Source organism: Marivivens donghaensis, from assembly GCF_030410045.1.
Taxonomy (GTDB): domain Bacteria; phylum Pseudomonadota; class Alphaproteobacteria; order Rhodobacterales; family Rhodobacteraceae; genus Marivivens; species Marivivens donghaensis.
This window is the reverse complement of record NZ_JAUFRA010000002.1, coordinates 89,121-105,487: the sequence shown is the minus strand read 5'-3', so window position 1 is coordinate 105,487 and position 16,367 is coordinate 89,121. Positions and strand designations below refer to the sequence as shown.

The following is a 16,367-nucleotide window of genomic DNA, read 5'->3' as shown; positions in this document are numbered from 1 at the left end:
CATGGCTGAAATTAAGCATCACCTAACCGACCAGCTTCTGATGGGCTACGCCGCTGGCACCCTTCCCGAAGCCTTCAGCCTCGTGGTCGCAACCCATGTGTCGCTCTGTGATGAGTGCCGTTCTCGGCTCGGTGAATTCGAAGCCGTGGGTGGCGAGGTCATGATGTCCGCTGGTGCGGTATCAATGTCGAACGACTCCTTCGCCGCGACGATGGCGCTGATCGCAAACACGCCCGAAGCCCCGCAGAAACGCTACGCCAAGGGTATCTTCCCTGCCCCGCTCCAAGACTACGTTGGCGGTGACAAAGACGACGTGCGCTGGCGGCCCGTTGGCGGCGGCGTCCGTCAAATGATCCTAGCGTCTGACGGTGGTGCGACTGTGCGCCTGCTGCATATTCCAGGCGGTGTCGCCGTGCCCGATCATGGGCATCGCGGCCTAGAACTGACGCTGGTCCTGCAGGGCGCGTTTAAAGATGAGTCTGATCGTTTTGGCGTAGGTGATGTTGAAGTCGCCAACGAGGACTTGAACCACACGCCAATCGCAGAAGAAGGCGAAGCGTGCATTTGCCTCGCCGCGACCGATGCACCGCTAAAGTTCAATTCGTTCCTGCCGCGGATCGCGCAGCGGTTCGTTAGGATTTAGGCACGGACAGCGGCACCACGGCGGGATCAGCGTCGGGTGCCAATTCTTCGAAATCAAAGTTATCGAGACGTTGCGCACGGCGCCCCGCCTTATCCGCACTGATTTTGATCTCTGCGATATCCTTAGCCGCCATCCCGAAATGTCGGTCGAGGTTTTCAACTCGCGTGCCCAGACGATCAACGTCCGTATACAACAGGGCCAATTCCTTGCGAATGGCCCCAGCCTGTTCACGCATCCGCGCATCCTTCAAAATCGCGCGCATCGTGTTGAGGGTCGCCATGCAGGTCGTCGGGGAGACGATCCAAACCCGCGCATTGAACCCCTCGCGCACCAACTCACTAAAGTTGGCGTGGAGTTCGGCATAAACGGCCTCGGACGGCAGGAACATTAACGCGCCGTCCGCCGTTTCACCCTCAATGATATACTTCTCACTGATCGCCTTAATGTGCGTCCGCACCGCCGTCCGCATCAAACGCGCAGCGTCGTTCAGCTCATAATCCGACTTCGCACGACGAAGAGCCTCATAGGCCTCCAATGGGAACTTACTGTCGATCACAATCGGCCCCGGAGGGTTCGGGAGGTGAATCAAACAGTCGGCGCGTTTGCCGTTGGATAGAGTGTGCTGGAGGCTGTAGCTATCCGACGGCAAAGCCTTTGAGACGATGTCATGCAACTGGATTTCTCCGAACGCGCCACGGGTCTGTTTGTTCGACAGAATGTCCTGAAGGCTCAGTACATCGCCCGACAGTTTGGTGATGTTCTCTTGGGCCTTGTCGATGGTCTTTAACCGCTGCTGTAGTTCACCAAGCGAGGCCGCTGTGGTTTTGGCACTGGTCGTCAAATTGCGGTTCATCATCTCGGTCACGTTCTGCAACCGCTGCTCCATCAGCTTGAGCATATTAGCCTGCGACTGCGCTTGCGCCTCGGTCACCGATGTCAGGCCGCCAAACAACTGCTGCTGACCGTCCGACAACATCTGTACGCGCTGCGTCACGCCACCCATCTGGCTCGCCACGATCTGCGCCATCTGCGTCGATTGCCCCGCACGCTTCACAACCATGATCAACAAGATCACAAGGACCAGCGCAAACGCGCCCCCCACAATTGCGATCAAGGTCAGAGGATCATTCAGGTCAATCGTCATTAGGTCCGTCCAAACAAACGTTCAATATCGGTCAGTCGCAATTCCACATAGGTCGGGCGACCGTGGTTGCACTGACCAGAATGAGGCGTCGCCTCCATCTCACGCAAAAGCGCATTCATCTCTTCCGCCCGCATACGGCGACCAGATCGGATCGACCCATGGCAGGCGACACGCGATAGAATGGCCTCGATCTTGGCTTGAACCGCTTGGCTATCGCCCAAATCGGCAAGCTCATCCAAGATATCCATCAACATGGCTTTCGCGTTCACCTCGCCCAAAATCGCAGGCGTTTCGCGCACACAAATCGCACCACCACCAAATGGTTCCAGCGTGAGGCCAAGCCGAGCCAAGTCGTCAGCAATCTCCAGCAATCGCGCTGCATCGCCCGACGACATCTCTACGATCTCTGGGATCAGGAGCGCCTGCGCCGCAACACCGTTTTCCGCCATCTGTCGTTTCAGCTTTTCATAGACAAGCCGTTCGTGGGCTGCGTGCTGGTCCACGATAACCATGCCCGTTTCGGTCTGCGCGATGATGTAGTTCTCATGAACCTGCGCCCGCGCCGCACCCAGAGGCAATGACTCGAGCGGTTTCACCTCGTCCTCAGTCACCTCTTCGAACCGAGCCGAGGGTGCCGCCATTTCGGCGAATCCCATCGTCTGCGGTGCAGGGGCTTGCATCTGATAGGTCATCGCACGCGCCCCGTAGGACGGTCGGTCCATCTGATACATCGGCCTCTGCGGCGCTTCGGGACGCATCGCACCTAGCGTATCCGCAGCCACAGTCGTCGATGCCCTATGCCCTGCATTTGCAAGTGCGTGGCGCAGCCCAGACACGATCAATCCCCGAACAATGCCGGGTTCACGAAAACGCACCTCGGACTTTGCGGGATGGACGTTCACATCGACCAGCGTCGGATCACAATCGACGAACAGTGCCGCCGCAGGATGTCGATCACGGCTCAAGAAATCCATGTAGGCACCACGCAGAGCGCCCACCAAAAGCTTGTCCCGAACAGGGCGACCATTCACAAACAGAAACTGCGCGACGGCAGAGCCACGAGAATAGGTCGGCAACGCCGCATAGCCCGTCAGGTGAAACCCATCCCGCTCTGCATCAATCGGCAATGCGTTGTCGGCAAATTCACGGCCCAGCACCGCTGCAAGACGACCGTTCAGCGCATCGAACATCTCGCCTTGTTCAGAATCCGCACGGAACACTTCGCGACGATCCCCATTCGACGCATCAATCAGCGAAAAGCTCACATAGGGTTCAGCCATCGCCAGACGTTTCACTACATCCGTGATCGCCTGCATTTCTGCCCGATCGGTCCGCAGGAATTTCAGTCGCGCAGGGGTCGCATAGAACAAATCCCGCAGCTCGACGACGGTGCCCGCCGACAGCGCGGCGGGTTTGACCGCCTCAATCCGCCCACCCGCGACCGTAATCGTCGCGGCCTCGGCCCCCGCAACGCGAGAGGTGATCGACAAACGACCAACCGCACCCAACGACGGCAGCGCCTCGCCGCGAAACCCAAAAGAGTTGATGTTCAGCAGATCCGAGCCGTCTATTTTCGAGGTCGCATGACGCGACAGGGCCAAAGGCAATTCATCCGATGGAATACCCCAGCCATCGTCCGTCACACGGATCAGCGTCTTGCCACCATCAGCAATCACGACCTCGATCCGACGCGATCCCGCATCGATAGAGTTCTCGACCAGTTCTTTGACGGCAGAGGCTGGGCGTTCGACCACCTCACCCGCCGCGATCCTATTAATCGCGGCATCGTCCAATTGTCGAATATGCGGACGGGTTTCGGTTATATTGGGGTCAGGTAAGGCCATGCCACAAGGTTTAGCACGGCCTCACACGATTCTAACAGGGGTATTTCGTGAACATTACTCTGTCGTTTCCAACCCGACAGGCTGACCGACGACCACGAAATGCAGGGCTTCGGGGTCGAGAATTTCACGCGCCACGCGGTTCACATCCTCCAAGGTCACCGCGTTAATATAGTCATTCCGATGGATCACATAATCGACCGGAAGCCCCTCAACCTGCATCCCAACCATAATTCCCGCGATCGCTTGATTGCTGTCAAAACGAAGCGGATACTCCCCCGTCAGGTAGGTCTTTGCGGCATCGAGCTCTTCTTGAGAGACACCCACGGTCGCAACGCGCGCCCACTGATCCATGACGACATCTAACGTTTCGGCCATCCGATCATTCGCTGACGCAACTGAGCCTAACCACATTTCGGCGTGATCTTTGGGAACCAAATAGGAATAAATCCCGTAGGTCAGCCCGCGCTTTTCGCGCACCTCTTCCATCAGGATCGACTGGGGGCCGTTCCCACCTAGAATGGTGTTCAGGATATAGGCGGCAAAGAAATCCTCATCATCGCGCTTTAGACCCGCCTGACCAAATAGAGCAACAGATTGCGGGATATCAAACGGCACCACCGTCACCCCACCCTTGAGGCCAAAGTCGACGTGATCTGGCAACGCAGGGCCATCTTCTGGCAACCCAGCCAAAAGCTGATCAACTATTGGACCAACGGCCTCTGCATCAATATCGCCAACGACAGACACATAAGCACGCGACCGTACCAACGCATTCCGGTGGGCTGTGAACATGTCGTCTTGGGTCAACGCATTGACCGTCTCAACAGTTCCGCTGTCGTCCGAGCCATAAGGATGATCGCCAAACGCAGCGCTGTAGAATGCCTCTCCAGCGATCCGATTTGGGTTCTTAGCACTGGACGCGATATTGGCCAAAACCTGTCCCCGCACACGATCTATGGCGTCTTGATCGAACCGCGGCTGATTGATCGCCTGAGCCAAAAGTGCGACCGCCTGATCACGATTTTCAGTTAGGAACTTAGCCGAAATCGTCACGCCGTCGTCGTAAGAATCAAATTCGTAGGTTGCGGCCAATGCCTCCCGCGCCGCTTGAAACTGCTGGGCAGTCATGTCGCCCGAACCTTCTTCGATCAGGGCCATCATCAGGTTTGTCGCGCCACGCTTTCCAGCCTCATCCAAGGCCGTGCCGCCGACAAAGTTCACCTCAAGCGCCACAAAGGGAATAGAATGCTCTTCTACGAGCCAAACATTGATACCCGATGGCGTTGTGAGTTCCTGAATGGCAACGTCAGCACGGGCGGCAATAGCAATGAAACCGACTACAAAAGCAGCGATAAAGCGGATCATTTCAGGTCTCCTTCGCTAGCCGCAACCCACATTGTGACGGACCTCTTGGTGTCCAATACCTCTGCTGCGACCGCTTTGATGTCATCGGCGGTTACGGCCTCTAGTACGGCTGGCCAATCCTGAACGTCTTGAACGGTTAACCCTTGGGACAGTGCGGCGCCGTATCGATTAGCCAGTCCTTCAACGTTATCACGTGCGTAAATCTGCCCCGCGCGAAGTTGGGTGCGTATGCTTTCAAGCCGAGCCGCGTCAATCGCCGAGGCAAAAAACTCTGCGATCGCAGCATCCATTGCAGCCTCTACTTCGGATAGAGCGACGCCCTCAGCTGGAGCCACGCTCAGCGAAAATGTGGTATCATCCAATTTATCGGCATCGTATCCAGCACCAGTATAAACAGCGAGCTGCGTATCAAATTGGAGCGCCACTCCAAGAGCAGACGAAAACGGTGAACCACCCAGCATTTCTGCCAAATAGACGAGCGCTGCGGCTTTCTGTTGATCACCACTATCCCGTTCAGGGGCCAGATAACTGCGTGCCAAATAGGGTTGCGACACACGCGGATCGACAAAGGTTAATCGACGGGTAGCGGTCTGCGGTGGTTCTTCGGCACGTAGCCGTTCGGGCAGGTTTTCCTCGGGCGGGATGACACCGTAATATTGATCGGCAAGCGATCGCACCTCGGCAGGATCAACATCACCAGCGACGACTAGTACGGCGTTATTGGGGCTGTAGTAGAGGTCGTAAAACGAAAGCGCGTCCTCTAGCTCGAGGCTCTCCATCTCGTGCTTCCAACCGATCACAGGAACACCGTATCGATGGTTCAAATACTGCGCTGCCATCATCTGTTCACGTGCCAAGGCGGACGGGTTGTTCTCGACCCGCATATTTCGTTCTTCGAGGATCACGTCGCGTTCAGTGGCAATGTCCGCTGGCGTCAGCCGTAGATTAACCATCCTGTCGGCTTCCATCTGCATCATCAACGGCAATCGATCCGCCGCAACCCGTTGATAATATGCGGTATAATCATAACTCGTGAACGCGTTGTCCGACCCACCATTCGCCGCGACGACCTCGGACAATTCACCCGACGCCATGTTGTCGGTCGCCTTAAACAGCAGGTGTTCCAAGAAATGCGCGACGCCCGATTGCCCCAACGGTTCGTCCGCAGAGCCCCGCCGATACCAAACCATATGCACAACAACAGGGGCACGATGGTCTTCGATGACCACCACATCCATCCCGTTATCGAGGGTAAAGGTCGTCACCTCTTCGGCGATGGCAGGCATAGCCAAAAGGGACAGGGCAGCAAACAAAGTTCGGAACATACGCATCCTCCAACAGGGTCGCATAGAACCTACCCCACAGGGCGGCCACCGCAAGACATGGAAACGCAGTTGTTACCGTCAGTTAGCTGGAGGTGCAGACGGCACCGCAGCGCCCAAAGAGCGGAACCGTTCTAGCTGTGCATAGGCATCCAGAGATTGACCACGATACGCTTGGAAATAGCGATCGCGATTGAAGATGCGGAACAGCGACAAATTGGTGCGACGCTTGCGGAACGCAGCATCCTCAGCCGCCAAAACAGAACGGATCGACGGATCAACACCGAAACGGGACACTTGCGCCATAAGTGCTGCATCACCGCCGACACCACCTGTCACAGAGCCACCCAGAACCGCGATGGCATCCGCTTGAGGGTTTGCATCCGCAAGGTTCACGCCGCCAGGAGTCGGGGTGGGCAACAGGTTCATCGACTGTGGAAGTTCCAAGGTGCGCGTGGGTTGAACGCCGAATTCATCAGGCGATCCATCCGTCAGACTGGTCCGGTGCAGGGTGCGTTCACCGCCGCCACAGGCCGACAACGTCAGCGCCGCACATAGGGCCAGTAGTAATCCACGCATTTGATACCCTCCGGATTTCGCCTTGTGTTTAGCGCAGGATGAGGCGCTCGTCACGGGGTCTATTTCTGCGATTTGGCGGGCTTCCGCTCTCCAGTAAAGATCACAAGCCCAAACGCACCTACAAAAATCGCGATATCTGCAACGTTAAACGCATAGGGATTTTCAAAGCCACAGCAGGACATATTCAAGAAATCTGCCACCGCACCGTAGAGAACCCGATCGACGACGTTGCCAATCGCACCGCCGATCAACAGTCCCGCCGATAGATACGTCCAGCGATTGCCGCCTTCACGCTTTAGCCACCAAAGGACAAAGCCCGAGATACCAATCGCCAGCGCAATCAACGCCCAGCGCATATCCAACCCTGCAAAAAGTCCGAAATTCACGCCAGGATTCCACGCCATCCGGAATTCGATGAACGGCGGCAAAACCTCGATCCGTTCGAGCACACGCAGGCCCAGAACGTGAACCACCAAAAACTTGGTGATCTGATCCAAAAGGAAGGTCCAGAATCCGGCCCAAAAAACGAGCCGGAATCCATTACGTTTTGCGCGCCCAGTCATCAGTGACGGAAGTGTCGCATGCCGGTGAAGACCATCGCGAGGCCCGCCTCGTCTGCGGCTGCGATCACTTCATCATCGCGCATCGAACCACCTGGCTGGATCACGCAGGTCGCGCCAGCAGCAGCGGCTTCCATCAGACCGTCAGGGAACGGGAAGAACGCGTCAGAGGCAACAGCAGAACCGATGGTCAGTGGCGCAGGAAGGCCCAGAACATCCGCCATACGTTCAGCTTTCTTGGCCGCGATCAGGGCAGAGTCGACGCGGCTCATCTGGCCCGCACCAACGCCAACCGTTGCGCCATCTTTGACGTAAACAATTGCGTTGGACTTAACGTGCTTGCCGACTTTCCACGCGAACAAAAGGTCCGCCATTTGTTCGTCAGTCGGTGCCTTTTTCGTGACAACCTTCAGGTCGTCCATACCGATAAAGCCCGCGTCTTTGTCCTGCACCAGCATACCTCCAGCGACCTGACGCACGGTGAACGATGCGTCGAGGACATTGGGCAAACCTTCGGTGGTCAGGAGGCGCAGGTTTTTCTTAGCCGCAAAGATCGCTTTCGCTTCGTCCGATGCACCTGGCGCAATGACGACTTCGGTAAAGATTTCGGTGATCGCTTGCGCGGTTTCAGCGTCGAGCGGTTGGTTCAGCGCAACAATGCCACCAAACGCCGAGGTGCGGTCGCAATCGAATGCTTTTTGATAAGCTTCGATCAGGGTCGCGCCTTGGGCAACGCCACAAGGGTTTGCGTGCTTGATGATCGCAACGGCAGCAGCCTTGGCCGGATCGAACTCAGCAACAAGTTCATAGGCCGCGTCGGTGTCGTTGATGTTGTTATAGGACAGCTCTTTGCCCTGATGCTGAACTGCAGTCGCAACACCGTGGCGTGCCGTACCGTCGACGTAGAATGCAGCGTTCTGGTGCGGGTTTTCGCCGTAGCGCAGAGTTTGTTTGATTTCGCCAGCAACAACGCGACGGCGCGGCGCGTCCTCGCCGATTGCTTTGGCCATCCAGTTCGATACGGCAGCGTCATAGGCGCCAGTCCGCGCATAAGCGATCTGCGCCAACCGCTGGCGGAACGCATAAGAGGTTTGACCGTCGTTTGCGTCCAGTTCAGCCAACAGGGCAGCGTAATCCTCAACGTCCACAACCGTCGCAACAAAACCGTGGTTCTTCGCAGAGGCACGGATCATCGCAGGGCCACCGATATCGATGTTCTCGATCATCTCTTCGTAGTCCGCGCCACGGGCCAGAGCAGCTTCGAAAGGGTAGAGGTTCACGACCAACAGATCGATACCGCCAATGTTGTGCTCTTCCATCGCTTTGACGTGATCCGCATTGTCGCGCAGGGCGAGAAGGCCGCCATGCACATTCGGGTGCAGGGTCTTTACACGACCATCCATCATCTCGGGGAAACCTGTGATGTCGGCGACGTCTTTGACCGTCAGACCAGCATCACGCAGGGTTTTCGCCGACCCACCAGTCGACAACAACTCGACACCACGAGCAGCAAGCGCCTGCCCCAGTTCGATCAATCCGGTTTTATCGGATACAGAAAGCAGCGCACGGCGCACGGGGTAAAGGTCGGTCATCGTTTTCTCCGGTTCAGTCGTTTTCCAGCCCTGCCGGATCGTCCATGGCATAATCACGCACCGCATTTGGTGTCTCGTGCGCCTTTGCCAGAGTCCAGCGAACGCGCGTCGCATAGGACATCGCGCGCCCAGATAAAACCACTTGTTGTGTCGCACGGGGCTTTAGTCGGCCATTTTCTAGGAAAACTGACGGTTCAAGCCGCATTTCAGCCGATCCATCGTGCCGAAACACCCAAATCTCGCCACTCTTGAGCGTCAGCGACACAGCCGTGCCCCCCATATCCAAGGAGGCCTCGACCTCGGGATGCAGGTGGAACCGCAGGCCAAAGGGAATCCCCCCCGCATCACGCTCCATCGCGCGGTCAAACCGCAGTTTGTCGGCGTCACTCAGCGTGGTCAGCAGGTCTTCGCCCGATAGATCCCGCCCTTCGACCGACAAATCCAGCGTCCGCGCATGGGTCAAACCATGGGTCATCTGGTAGCCGTTGTGAGCGACTTCGTAGCGTGTGCCGAACTGCGTCGTCGAATATTCGGCAGGAACAAGGTCGGGTGTATCCACCAACAGCTCATGACGGATGCCGTTCAATCGGCTTGGCGCACCCAGACGGGACGAGGAATACCCAGCCAGCGACAAAGTCGAATGGCTGGCCGTTGCACGACCAAACCGCCGCCAATCCATGCCAAAATTTCGGCCAGACCCACAGGACACCACAACAGGGCGACGCCCAGAGGTCAGCTCAAACGCGCAGGTCGACGCATGTGCATCATAACTCGCCTGACCTGTAGGAGGCGGGGCCGCATCAATCACAACCGTTGTGCGCCCAGCCGCCAGTCGGCCATACCCCATATGTCGGCTGTGATCGGGCAGGTCCTTATTCCCCGACGCGCCCAGCGCATAGTCGAGCCGCCCATCGATGCCTCGTCCCCCACCATGGAACCGTGCCAACCCACCGTCCGCATGACGCATCGCACGTAGGGTTGGTGCAATCCGATTAATCGCGGCGGTGATGGTTTCAGGAACGGGACGTTCACTTTCCTCAAGAGCCTGAACGACCCAACACAAAAGCGTCAGAACATCCAAAAGCTCCTCGGGATTGCGTGTCGGAACACCGCCCTCAACGTCGATCTGATCCCGACAGTCCCGCGACAACGCTGCCAAGGCGGGGGCAACATGCGACGACATTCCTTCGAGAGAAAGACCCGCGTATATCATGCCAGACAGCGCTTCGAACCGAGGCAAACCAGGCAGCGTGGATTTCCAACGCCGCGAAAGGAACAACGTCTGCCGTGCAAGGCTCGTCAGGTATTTGTCGATATCGACCTTTTCCCGCGACCGCATGATGAAAAAGCCGTGGTTGATCCACCGGATCAGACGCCGCCCGGTGAGGTCAGGCGTCCAACCTGGCCCGCGACCTCGCCCGTAACGGTCGATCCATTCAAACACCCAATCTTGCGCTTTTGTGCGGGCCTTGTGATCCCCAACCGCAGCAAGATCATCTAACCACGCACAGCCATGCAACAACGGCGCAATCGGCGACTCTTCGGTGGCGATATCCCAAATAGACGTATCGGGTGCTTCGACCAACTGACCCGCAAACAAGAAGTTCCCAGCGCAAAGCTGGCGGCCTTTGGCGAATAAACCAATCGACTGCGGTTCTGGCTGCGACACGAAACCCGTTGGCAACCGCTTACGGCCAGCCAACCGCGCCTGAAAGCGGTTCATGAAATGGGTATATTTCCCACGCCGTGTCGTTGGTTGGGCCAAATCAGGTCTGCCTCGGTCTGCGGTGTCCGCGTCATTGTTTTGTCGCGGATGTTAGCTGCCAAAGCAACGTGTGTCACGCAGGCTTTCGCACAACTGCAAGGTAAAATCCGTCCATACCGCCCTTGTCCGCCCAGTAGTCTGGACGCAGACGCAGACCGCCTTCTTCGGTGATCCATTCGGGGTCCACACCCTCGATCAACAGCGCATCACGGTCGATGGTCAGGTCAGGATGACGCTCGAGCAGCTCTTCGATCTGAACTTCGCCCTCGTCTGGCAAAAGGCTGCAGGTGCAGTAAACCAATCGTCCACCCGGTTTCACCAGCGACAACGCGTGATCGATCAGACCAACCTGTTGGTCGATCAGAGCCCCAAACTCGCTCCCGTTTTTCGCATAAGGCAGGTCAGGGTGCCGACGAATTGTGCCCGTCGCAGAACACGGCGCGTCAAGCAGCACCGCATCAAACCCGCCTTCATCAAACGCAAAGGCATCCGCGACAACAATCTTGGCCGTCAGACCTGTGCGAGTCAGGTTTTCCTGCACCCGTGCCATCCGCGCTTCCGATACGTCCAGCGCCGTGACCTCAGCGCCAGCTGCAGCCAATTGCATCGTCTTACCACCGGGGGCCGCGCAAAGGTCGAGGATGGTTTCCCCCGCCTTCGGGGCCAACACCTTGACAGGGATCGCCGCTGCTGCGTCCTGAACCCACCAGTCGCCAGCATCAAAACCAGCTAGGGCAGAGACCTGCCCGCCATCAGACAGACGCACGGACCCTGTTGGCAGCACTTCGCCACCCAATGCAGCCGCAACAGCCTCTGGATCGGTTTTAACAGTGATGTCGAGTGGCGCGCCACGCATCTGCACGTGCTCCATCGCCATCACAGCCTTATTGCCCCATGCCTCGATCAAAGGAACGCGCAGCCATTTCGGCAACTGCGGAACGGGCAGTTTGCCCCAGTTATCCGACCCTTCGGCAGCGACCTTGCGCAGCACGGCGTTTACCAGACCCTTAAGGCCAACCGTCTTGCGATCCTTACCAACGATTTCGACATATGCGTTCACAACGCCATGACCAGCAGCACCTGTCAGCAATTCAAAGGACGCCAACCGCAGCGCGTTTTGCACCGACAAAGGCGGCATTTTCCGCAAATGGGGTTTCAAAACACGATCCACACGCCCCAATCCGCGCAGCGTATCGACAACCAACCGCTGGGCGCGGGCGCGATCTTCGGGTTCGAGCTTGGCCAAGTGGTGTGCTGTCACTTCGGACAATAGACGACCATCTTCGGTCACGGCGTTTAGCAGTCTATGCGCGGCTAGGCGCGGGGCAATGCCGGTCTGTGTCATGGCGTCCTCTTGGCCGAAAAGATAACCCCGACTATATCAGAGGAACCACAGGGACAAGGAAAGCACATGACTGATCAAAAAGACCTACCGCCCGCAGCACTCCGCGCTTTGGCCGAAGCAGAAGAACGCCGCAAAGCTGCAAAGCCGTTGGACCTGCCCACCGAACTCGGCGGACGCGACGGCCCAGAGGCCGTGCGCTTTGGTGATTGGGAGAAAAAGGGAATCGCGATCGACTTCTGATCGGCCTGTATTAAAGGCCCAGAACGTCAATCATCGAATATTCGCCAGCGGGTTTGCCCTGCCCCCAAAGCGCAGCCTTGAGAGCACCGCGAGCAAAAACAGCGCGATCCGTTGCGATGTGGCGCAGCACGATCCGTTCTCCGGCAGCGGCGAACATCACGTCGTGTTCACCAACGATATCGCCGCCACGAACGACCGCAAAACCGATGTCGCCTTTGTTGCGCGCACCCGTAATCCCGTCACGCCCCGAATCGCGCACGTCCTTGAGCGACACCCCGCGCCCTTCGGCAGCAGCTTCACCCAGCATCAGTGCAGTCCCTGACGGAGCGTCGACTTTCTTGTTGTGATGCGCCTCGATGATCTCGATGTCGAAATCGTCATCCAAGGCAGCAGCGACTTTCTTAGCGAGGACGGTCAGAAGGTTCACACCCAACGACATATTCCCCGCACGAATGATCGGCGTCTTAGAGGCCGCAGCCGCAACCTCGGCCAAATGTTCATCCTCGAAACCTGTGGTGCCGATCACATGCACAACGCCTGCTTTCGCAGCTTCTTGGGCAAAGGAAATCGTCGCAACGGGCGCGGTAAAATCAATGACAGCATCAGCATTTGCAAACGCGGCAGCCGTATCATCCGTGACAATCACGCCCAGCGCAGCGCCACCCATTGCAGTGCCAACATCCTGACCAACCCATGCATGGCCTGCCCGCTCAATCGCACCTACCAGGCGCGCTTTGTCCGATTCGACCACGGTTTTGATCAGCATCTGACCCATCCGGCCCGAAGCTCCGGTGATCACAATACCTGGTAAATCTGTCATATCGGCGTCCTTCGCGTGCGTTTATTCCTGCGTGCACCCCTGCTTGCCCCTCAAAGCCCTGCTTGGCAAGGGCCGACAACAGGCTTACATGAGCAATATGGCAAAGAACCGTTCACATGAAGGTGCCGGACCCTCCCAACGCCAGTTGCGCGTTGGCGAAGTTGTTCGTCGCTCCCTATCCGAAGTGCTCGCTCGTGGTGACGTGCATGATCCCGAACTCGGGCGCATGTCGATCACCGTTGGCGAAGTGCGTGTTTCCAACGATCTGAAAACAGCGACAGCTTACGTCCTTCCGCTTGGCGGCAAGGATAAAGAACTGTGTCTGCAGGCGCTCCGCCGTAATACGGCAGAGATCCGCCATCTGGTCACACGCGGCATCACGCTCAAGTTCGCGCCTCAGATCAAGTTCGAACTCGACGAGACGTTCGACCGTATGGATGACACGCGCCGCATGTTCGCTGATGAACACGTGCGTCGCGATCTGGACCGCTCCGACGAAGAAGAATGACCCTGATGCGTGGGCTAATCGCCTTGCTCTGCATCCTGTGCGGACCTGCAAAGGCGGTCATTTGCACCGACGATGGTGATTTCACCGTCTGCGCGGTCGATCCCGCGACAGAAGACCTGCGGCTGTTTCACAGCGATGACAACGGCGCAGTCTACGGCAGCTTTTCCGCAGTCGAAGCGGACATAGGCCCACTGTCCTTTGCGATGAACGCGGGCATGTATCACGAAGACCGCAGCCCCGTCGGCCTCTACATAGAGGACAGCATCCAAACCATGCGGCTGGTAACGAACGCAGGTCCGGGGAACTTCGGCATGCTGCCCAATGGCGTGCTCTGCATCACCGAAAACAGCGCCCGGGTCATCGAAACGCTAAGCTTTGAAACCGAGGCGCCCGACTGCACCTACGCCACCCAATCTGGCCCCATGTTGGTCATCGATGGCGCTCTTCACCCGCGTTTTCTTCGTGAAAGCACATCCCGCAACTTTCGGAACGGTGTTGGCGTCGGAGCCGACGGAACCGCTTATTTTGCAATTTCTAACCGACCAGTAACTTTTTGGGAGATGGGCGAATTCTTCCGTGACGTACTGCAGACAAAGAACGCGCTTTACCTCGATGGACGAGTGTCACGTCTCTACGCACCACAGCTTGGTCGGACCGCAAATGGCGTACGCATGGGACCAATAGTTGGCGTAGTCGCCCCCTAGCCTATGGTTGACCCCTAGGCCTATGAGCGATAGTGGGCGCAACCCGACACGACGGAGGTAAACATGGGCAAACGCAAAGGTCGCGATATTTCCGGCTGGCTGGTGATTGATAAACCCGCTGGGATCACCTCGACTGCCGTCGTGAATAAGGTCCGTTGGGCCTTTGGTGCGAAAAAGGCTGGGCACGCTGGGACGCTCGATCCCGAAGCGACTGGCGTCTTGGCTGTTGCGCTGGGAGAGGCGACAAAAACGATCCCCTACATCACGGACGCGCTCAAAGCGTATGAGTTCACCGTGACCCTCGGCGCTGCGACGAATACCGATGATGCAGAGGGTGAGATCATCAAAACTTCGGATCAACGTCCCACCGATGACGAGATCAAAGGTGCCTTGGGTGGTTTCCTCGGTGAAATCATGCAGGTGCCACCGAAATTCTCTGCTGTGAAAATCGACGGTCAGCGTGCGTACAAACTGGCCCGCGATGACGAAGAGTTCGAAATCGCAGCCCGTCCCCTCTGGGTCGAAGAGCTGCTGATGGTTGACCGCCCCGATGCTGACCACGTCGTCCTAGAAATGACCTGCGGCAAGGGCGGTTATGTGCGGTCCATCGCGCGTGATCTGGGTGAGGCACTCGGATGCTTCGGCCACGTCCATCACCTGCGCCGCATCTGGTCAGGCCCCTTCACCGCCGAAGAGGGTATGTCTCTGGAAAAACTCGAAGAATTGGCAAAACAGCCAGAGCTAGACAGCTATCTTCGCCCGCTCGAACAAGGTCTTGCCGACATCGCCGAAGTCCGCTGCCCGCCCGAAAGCCTCGCAAAACTGCGCAATGGCAACCCTGCCGTCGTGATCGCGCACGACGTCGAATACGGCGAAGAATGTTGGGCAAGTTTTGATGGCGAAGCGGTCGCTGTCGGCGTCTTCAAAGCAGGTGAAATACATCCCGCCCGCGTCTTTGTTCGTTAAGCCGCAAGTCCTAGCGTAAAGTCGCTATCGTCGAAATCACCATCCACCTCGGGATCGCCCCAAGGCAAAATCGCCGTCTGCGGATCAATCGTCGGATAGAAATCCGCTACGGCGTAATAACCGTCATCTTCGTCTGCCGCGTCATCAAACAATGGGTCCAGCGAAGCTGTCGCCACATCGTCAAAACCGTCCTCTTCATGAAGATGGTCATCCTCTGCCGACACATCGGCATCTTTACCGCCTGACGTGAAATCAACGGCGGCGCCCACGCCTAGCGTGGCAAAGGTCAATAAGCTTCCCCAGTCCATCGGTCTGCCTCTCGATTCGTTTCCTATCTCGCTTCCAATCCGGCGAGTTCCTCATCATAGTAGCGAAAATTTGGGTCAATTTATGTCGGAACATGATCGAAAAAAGGCATCTCAAAGGCGATGCAGCGTCAGTTGCAACCTATTCGGATTGTGAAAAATACCGATATCACCTTACGCGCGAGTGGAATCCATCAGGTCGGCGTGCCCTTTTTGTAATGCTGAACCCATCGACCGCGACCGAAGTTCAGAACGATCCCACCGTCGAACGCTGCGAACGTCGTGCCCGTGCGCTCGGCTTTGGCGCGTTTAGGGTCACGAATATCTTTGCGTGGCGCGACACAGACCCGAAAAAGATGCGCGCCGCGGCCGATCCCGTCGGCCCTTTGAATGACGAGGCCATCGAAAATTCTGCCCGCGACTGGATCCGCGACGGCGATCAGATCATCTGCGCTTGGGGTGCCCACGGTGATCATCTGGATAGAGGCAAGCAAGTTGAAACATTACTGCGTGCTGTAGGAAAACCCCTTTATTCATTAGGTGTCACCAAATCAGGCCACCCCAAACACCCGCTTTATATCGGCTACGATAGCCAACCCGAACTCTGGGTCGGTTAACCAGTTAACCCGAGAATCCTCTCAGCCCAGGCCGAACTGTTTTATGGT

Annotated in this window: 17 protein-coding genes; 6 read left to right on the top strand and 11 right to left on the bottom strand. The window is 57.3% G+C overall.

The window, feature by feature from the left end:
• Nucleotide 1: 1 nt before the first annotated feature.
• Nucleotides 2–643 carry a ChrR family anti-sigma-E factor gene (locus QWY83_RS02270; RefSeq protein ID WP_249946153.1) on the top strand — a complete coding sequence of 214 codons (642 nt, stop codon included), beginning with the start codon at nucleotides 2–4 and terminating at the stop codon, nucleotides 641–643.
• Here the strand turns inward: QWY83_RS02270 and QWY83_RS02265 are convergent.
• The 9 genes from QWY83_RS02265 to QWY83_RS02225 all read right to left on the bottom strand — a co-directional run bounded on the left by QWY83_RS02265 (nucleotide 633) and on the right by QWY83_RS02225 (nucleotide 12,159).
• The gene (locus QWY83_RS02265; protein ID WP_249946154.1) at nucleotides 633–1,787 is read right to left on the bottom strand and encodes a DNA recombination protein RmuC; all 1,155 of its coding nucleotides are present in this window, start codon (nucleotides 1,785–1,787) and stop codon (nucleotides 633–635) included. The two genes, QWY83_RS02270 and QWY83_RS02265, sit on opposite strands and share 11 nt — an antisense overlap.
• Nucleotides 1,787–3,631, bottom strand: coding sequence for a DNA mismatch repair endonuclease MutL (gene mutL / locus QWY83_RS02260; protein ID WP_249946155.1), 1,845 nt, complete (start codon nucleotides 3,629–3,631; stop codon nucleotides 1,787–1,789). Before mutL ends, QWY83_RS02265 begins: the two co-directional genes overlap by 1 nt.
• A gap of 54 nt (nucleotides 3,632–3,685) precedes the next feature.
• Nucleotides 3,686–4,996, bottom strand: a complete 1,311-nt coding sequence (locus QWY83_RS02255; protein ID WP_249946156.1) for a M16 family metallopeptidase — start codon at nucleotides 4,994–4,996, stop codon at nucleotides 3,686–3,688.
• Nucleotides 4,993–6,321: a M16 family metallopeptidase gene (locus QWY83_RS02250; RefSeq protein WP_249946157.1), complete on the bottom strand. Its 1,329-nt coding sequence runs from the start codon at nucleotides 6,319–6,321 to the stop codon at nucleotides 4,993–4,995. The genes QWY83_RS02255 and QWY83_RS02250 overlap by 4 nt, the downstream gene beginning before the upstream one ends.
• 78 nt (nucleotides 6,322–6,399) lie before the next feature.
• On the bottom strand, nucleotides 6,400–6,897 hold the full coding sequence (locus QWY83_RS02245; RefSeq protein ID WP_249946158.1) for a DUF3035 domain-containing protein: 498 nt from the start codon (nucleotides 6,895–6,897) through the stop codon (nucleotides 6,400–6,402).
• Between the two features lie 59 nt (nucleotides 6,898–6,956).
• Nucleotides 6,957–7,460 (bottom strand): signal peptidase II, encoded by a 504-nt coding sequence (lspA, locus tag QWY83_RS02240; protein ID WP_249946159.1) that lies wholly within the window; start codon nucleotides 7,458–7,460, stop codon nucleotides 6,957–6,959.
• Nucleotides 7,460–9,049, bottom strand: a complete 1,590-nt coding sequence (purH, locus tag QWY83_RS02235; RefSeq protein ID WP_249946160.1) for a bifunctional phosphoribosylaminoimidazolecarboxamide formyltransferase/IMP cyclohydrolase — start codon at nucleotides 9,047–9,049, stop codon at nucleotides 7,460–7,462. The genes lspA and purH overlap by 1 nt, the downstream gene beginning before the upstream one ends.
• Nucleotides 9,050–9,062: 13 nt before the next feature.
• The gene (locus QWY83_RS02230) at nucleotides 9,063–10,772 is read right to left on the bottom strand and encodes a heparinase II/III family protein (RefSeq protein WP_249946161.1); all 1,710 of its coding nucleotides are present in this window, start codon (nucleotides 10,770–10,772) and stop codon (nucleotides 9,063–9,065) included.
• A 115-nt stretch (nucleotides 10,773–10,887) separates the two neighbouring features.
• On the bottom strand, nucleotides 10,888–12,159 hold the full coding sequence (locus QWY83_RS02225; RefSeq protein ID WP_249946162.1) for an RsmB/NOP family class I SAM-dependent RNA methyltransferase: 1,272 nt from the start codon (nucleotides 12,157–12,159) through the stop codon (nucleotides 10,888–10,890).
• A gap of 66 nt (nucleotides 12,160–12,225) precedes the next feature.
• On the opposite strand from QWY83_RS02225, the gene QWY83_RS02220 reads away from it, so the two are divergent.
• Nucleotides 12,226–12,399: a DUF1674 domain-containing protein gene (locus QWY83_RS02220; protein ID WP_249943133.1), complete on the top strand. Its 174-nt coding sequence runs from the start codon at nucleotides 12,226–12,228 to the stop codon at nucleotides 12,397–12,399.
• A gap of 10 nt (nucleotides 12,400–12,409) precedes the next feature.
• Here the strand turns inward: QWY83_RS02220 and dapB are convergent, their stop codons facing one another.
• Complete coding sequence (gene dapB, locus QWY83_RS02215) at nucleotides 12,410–13,219, bottom strand: 4-hydroxy-tetrahydrodipicolinate reductase (protein WP_249946163.1); 810 nt, start codon at nucleotides 13,217–13,219, stop codon at nucleotides 12,410–12,412.
• Nucleotides 13,220–13,316: 97 nt separating this feature from the next.
• Between dapB and rbfA the strand changes: the two genes are divergently transcribed.
• The 3 genes from rbfA to truB all read left to right on the top strand — a co-directional run bounded on the left by rbfA (nucleotide 13,317) and on the right by truB (nucleotide 15,397).
• On the top strand, nucleotides 13,317–13,727 hold the full coding sequence (gene rbfA / locus QWY83_RS02210) for a 30S ribosome-binding factor RbfA (protein WP_105236253.1): 411 nt from the start codon (nucleotides 13,317–13,319) through the stop codon (nucleotides 13,725–13,727).
• Between the two features lie 5 nt (nucleotides 13,728–13,732).
• Nucleotides 13,733–14,431: a phosphodiester glycosidase family protein gene (locus QWY83_RS02205; protein ID WP_435404495.1), complete on the top strand. Its 699-nt coding sequence runs from the start codon at nucleotides 13,733–13,735 to the stop codon at nucleotides 14,429–14,431.
• A gap of 63 nt (nucleotides 14,432–14,494) precedes the next feature.
• Entirely contained in the window at nucleotides 14,495–15,397 is a 903-nt protein-coding gene (truB, locus tag QWY83_RS02200) for a tRNA pseudouridine(55) synthase TruB (protein ID WP_249946165.1), read from the top strand.
• Here the strand turns inward: truB and QWY83_RS02195 are convergent.
• A complete protein-coding gene (locus QWY83_RS02195) occupies nucleotides 15,394–15,705 on the bottom strand; it encodes a hypothetical protein (protein WP_249946166.1) in 312 nt (103 codons plus the stop codon). The genes truB and QWY83_RS02195 overlap by 4 nt on opposite strands.
• A 92-nt stretch (nucleotides 15,706–15,797) precedes the next feature.
• Here QWY83_RS02195 and QWY83_RS02190 point away from each other — a divergent pair, with 92 nt between their 5' ends.
• A complete protein-coding gene (locus tag QWY83_RS02190; RefSeq protein ID WP_249946167.1) occupies nucleotides 15,798–16,319 on the top strand; it encodes a DUF1643 domain-containing protein in 522 nt (173 codons plus the stop codon).
• Nucleotides 16,320–16,367 lie beyond the last annotated feature (48 nt).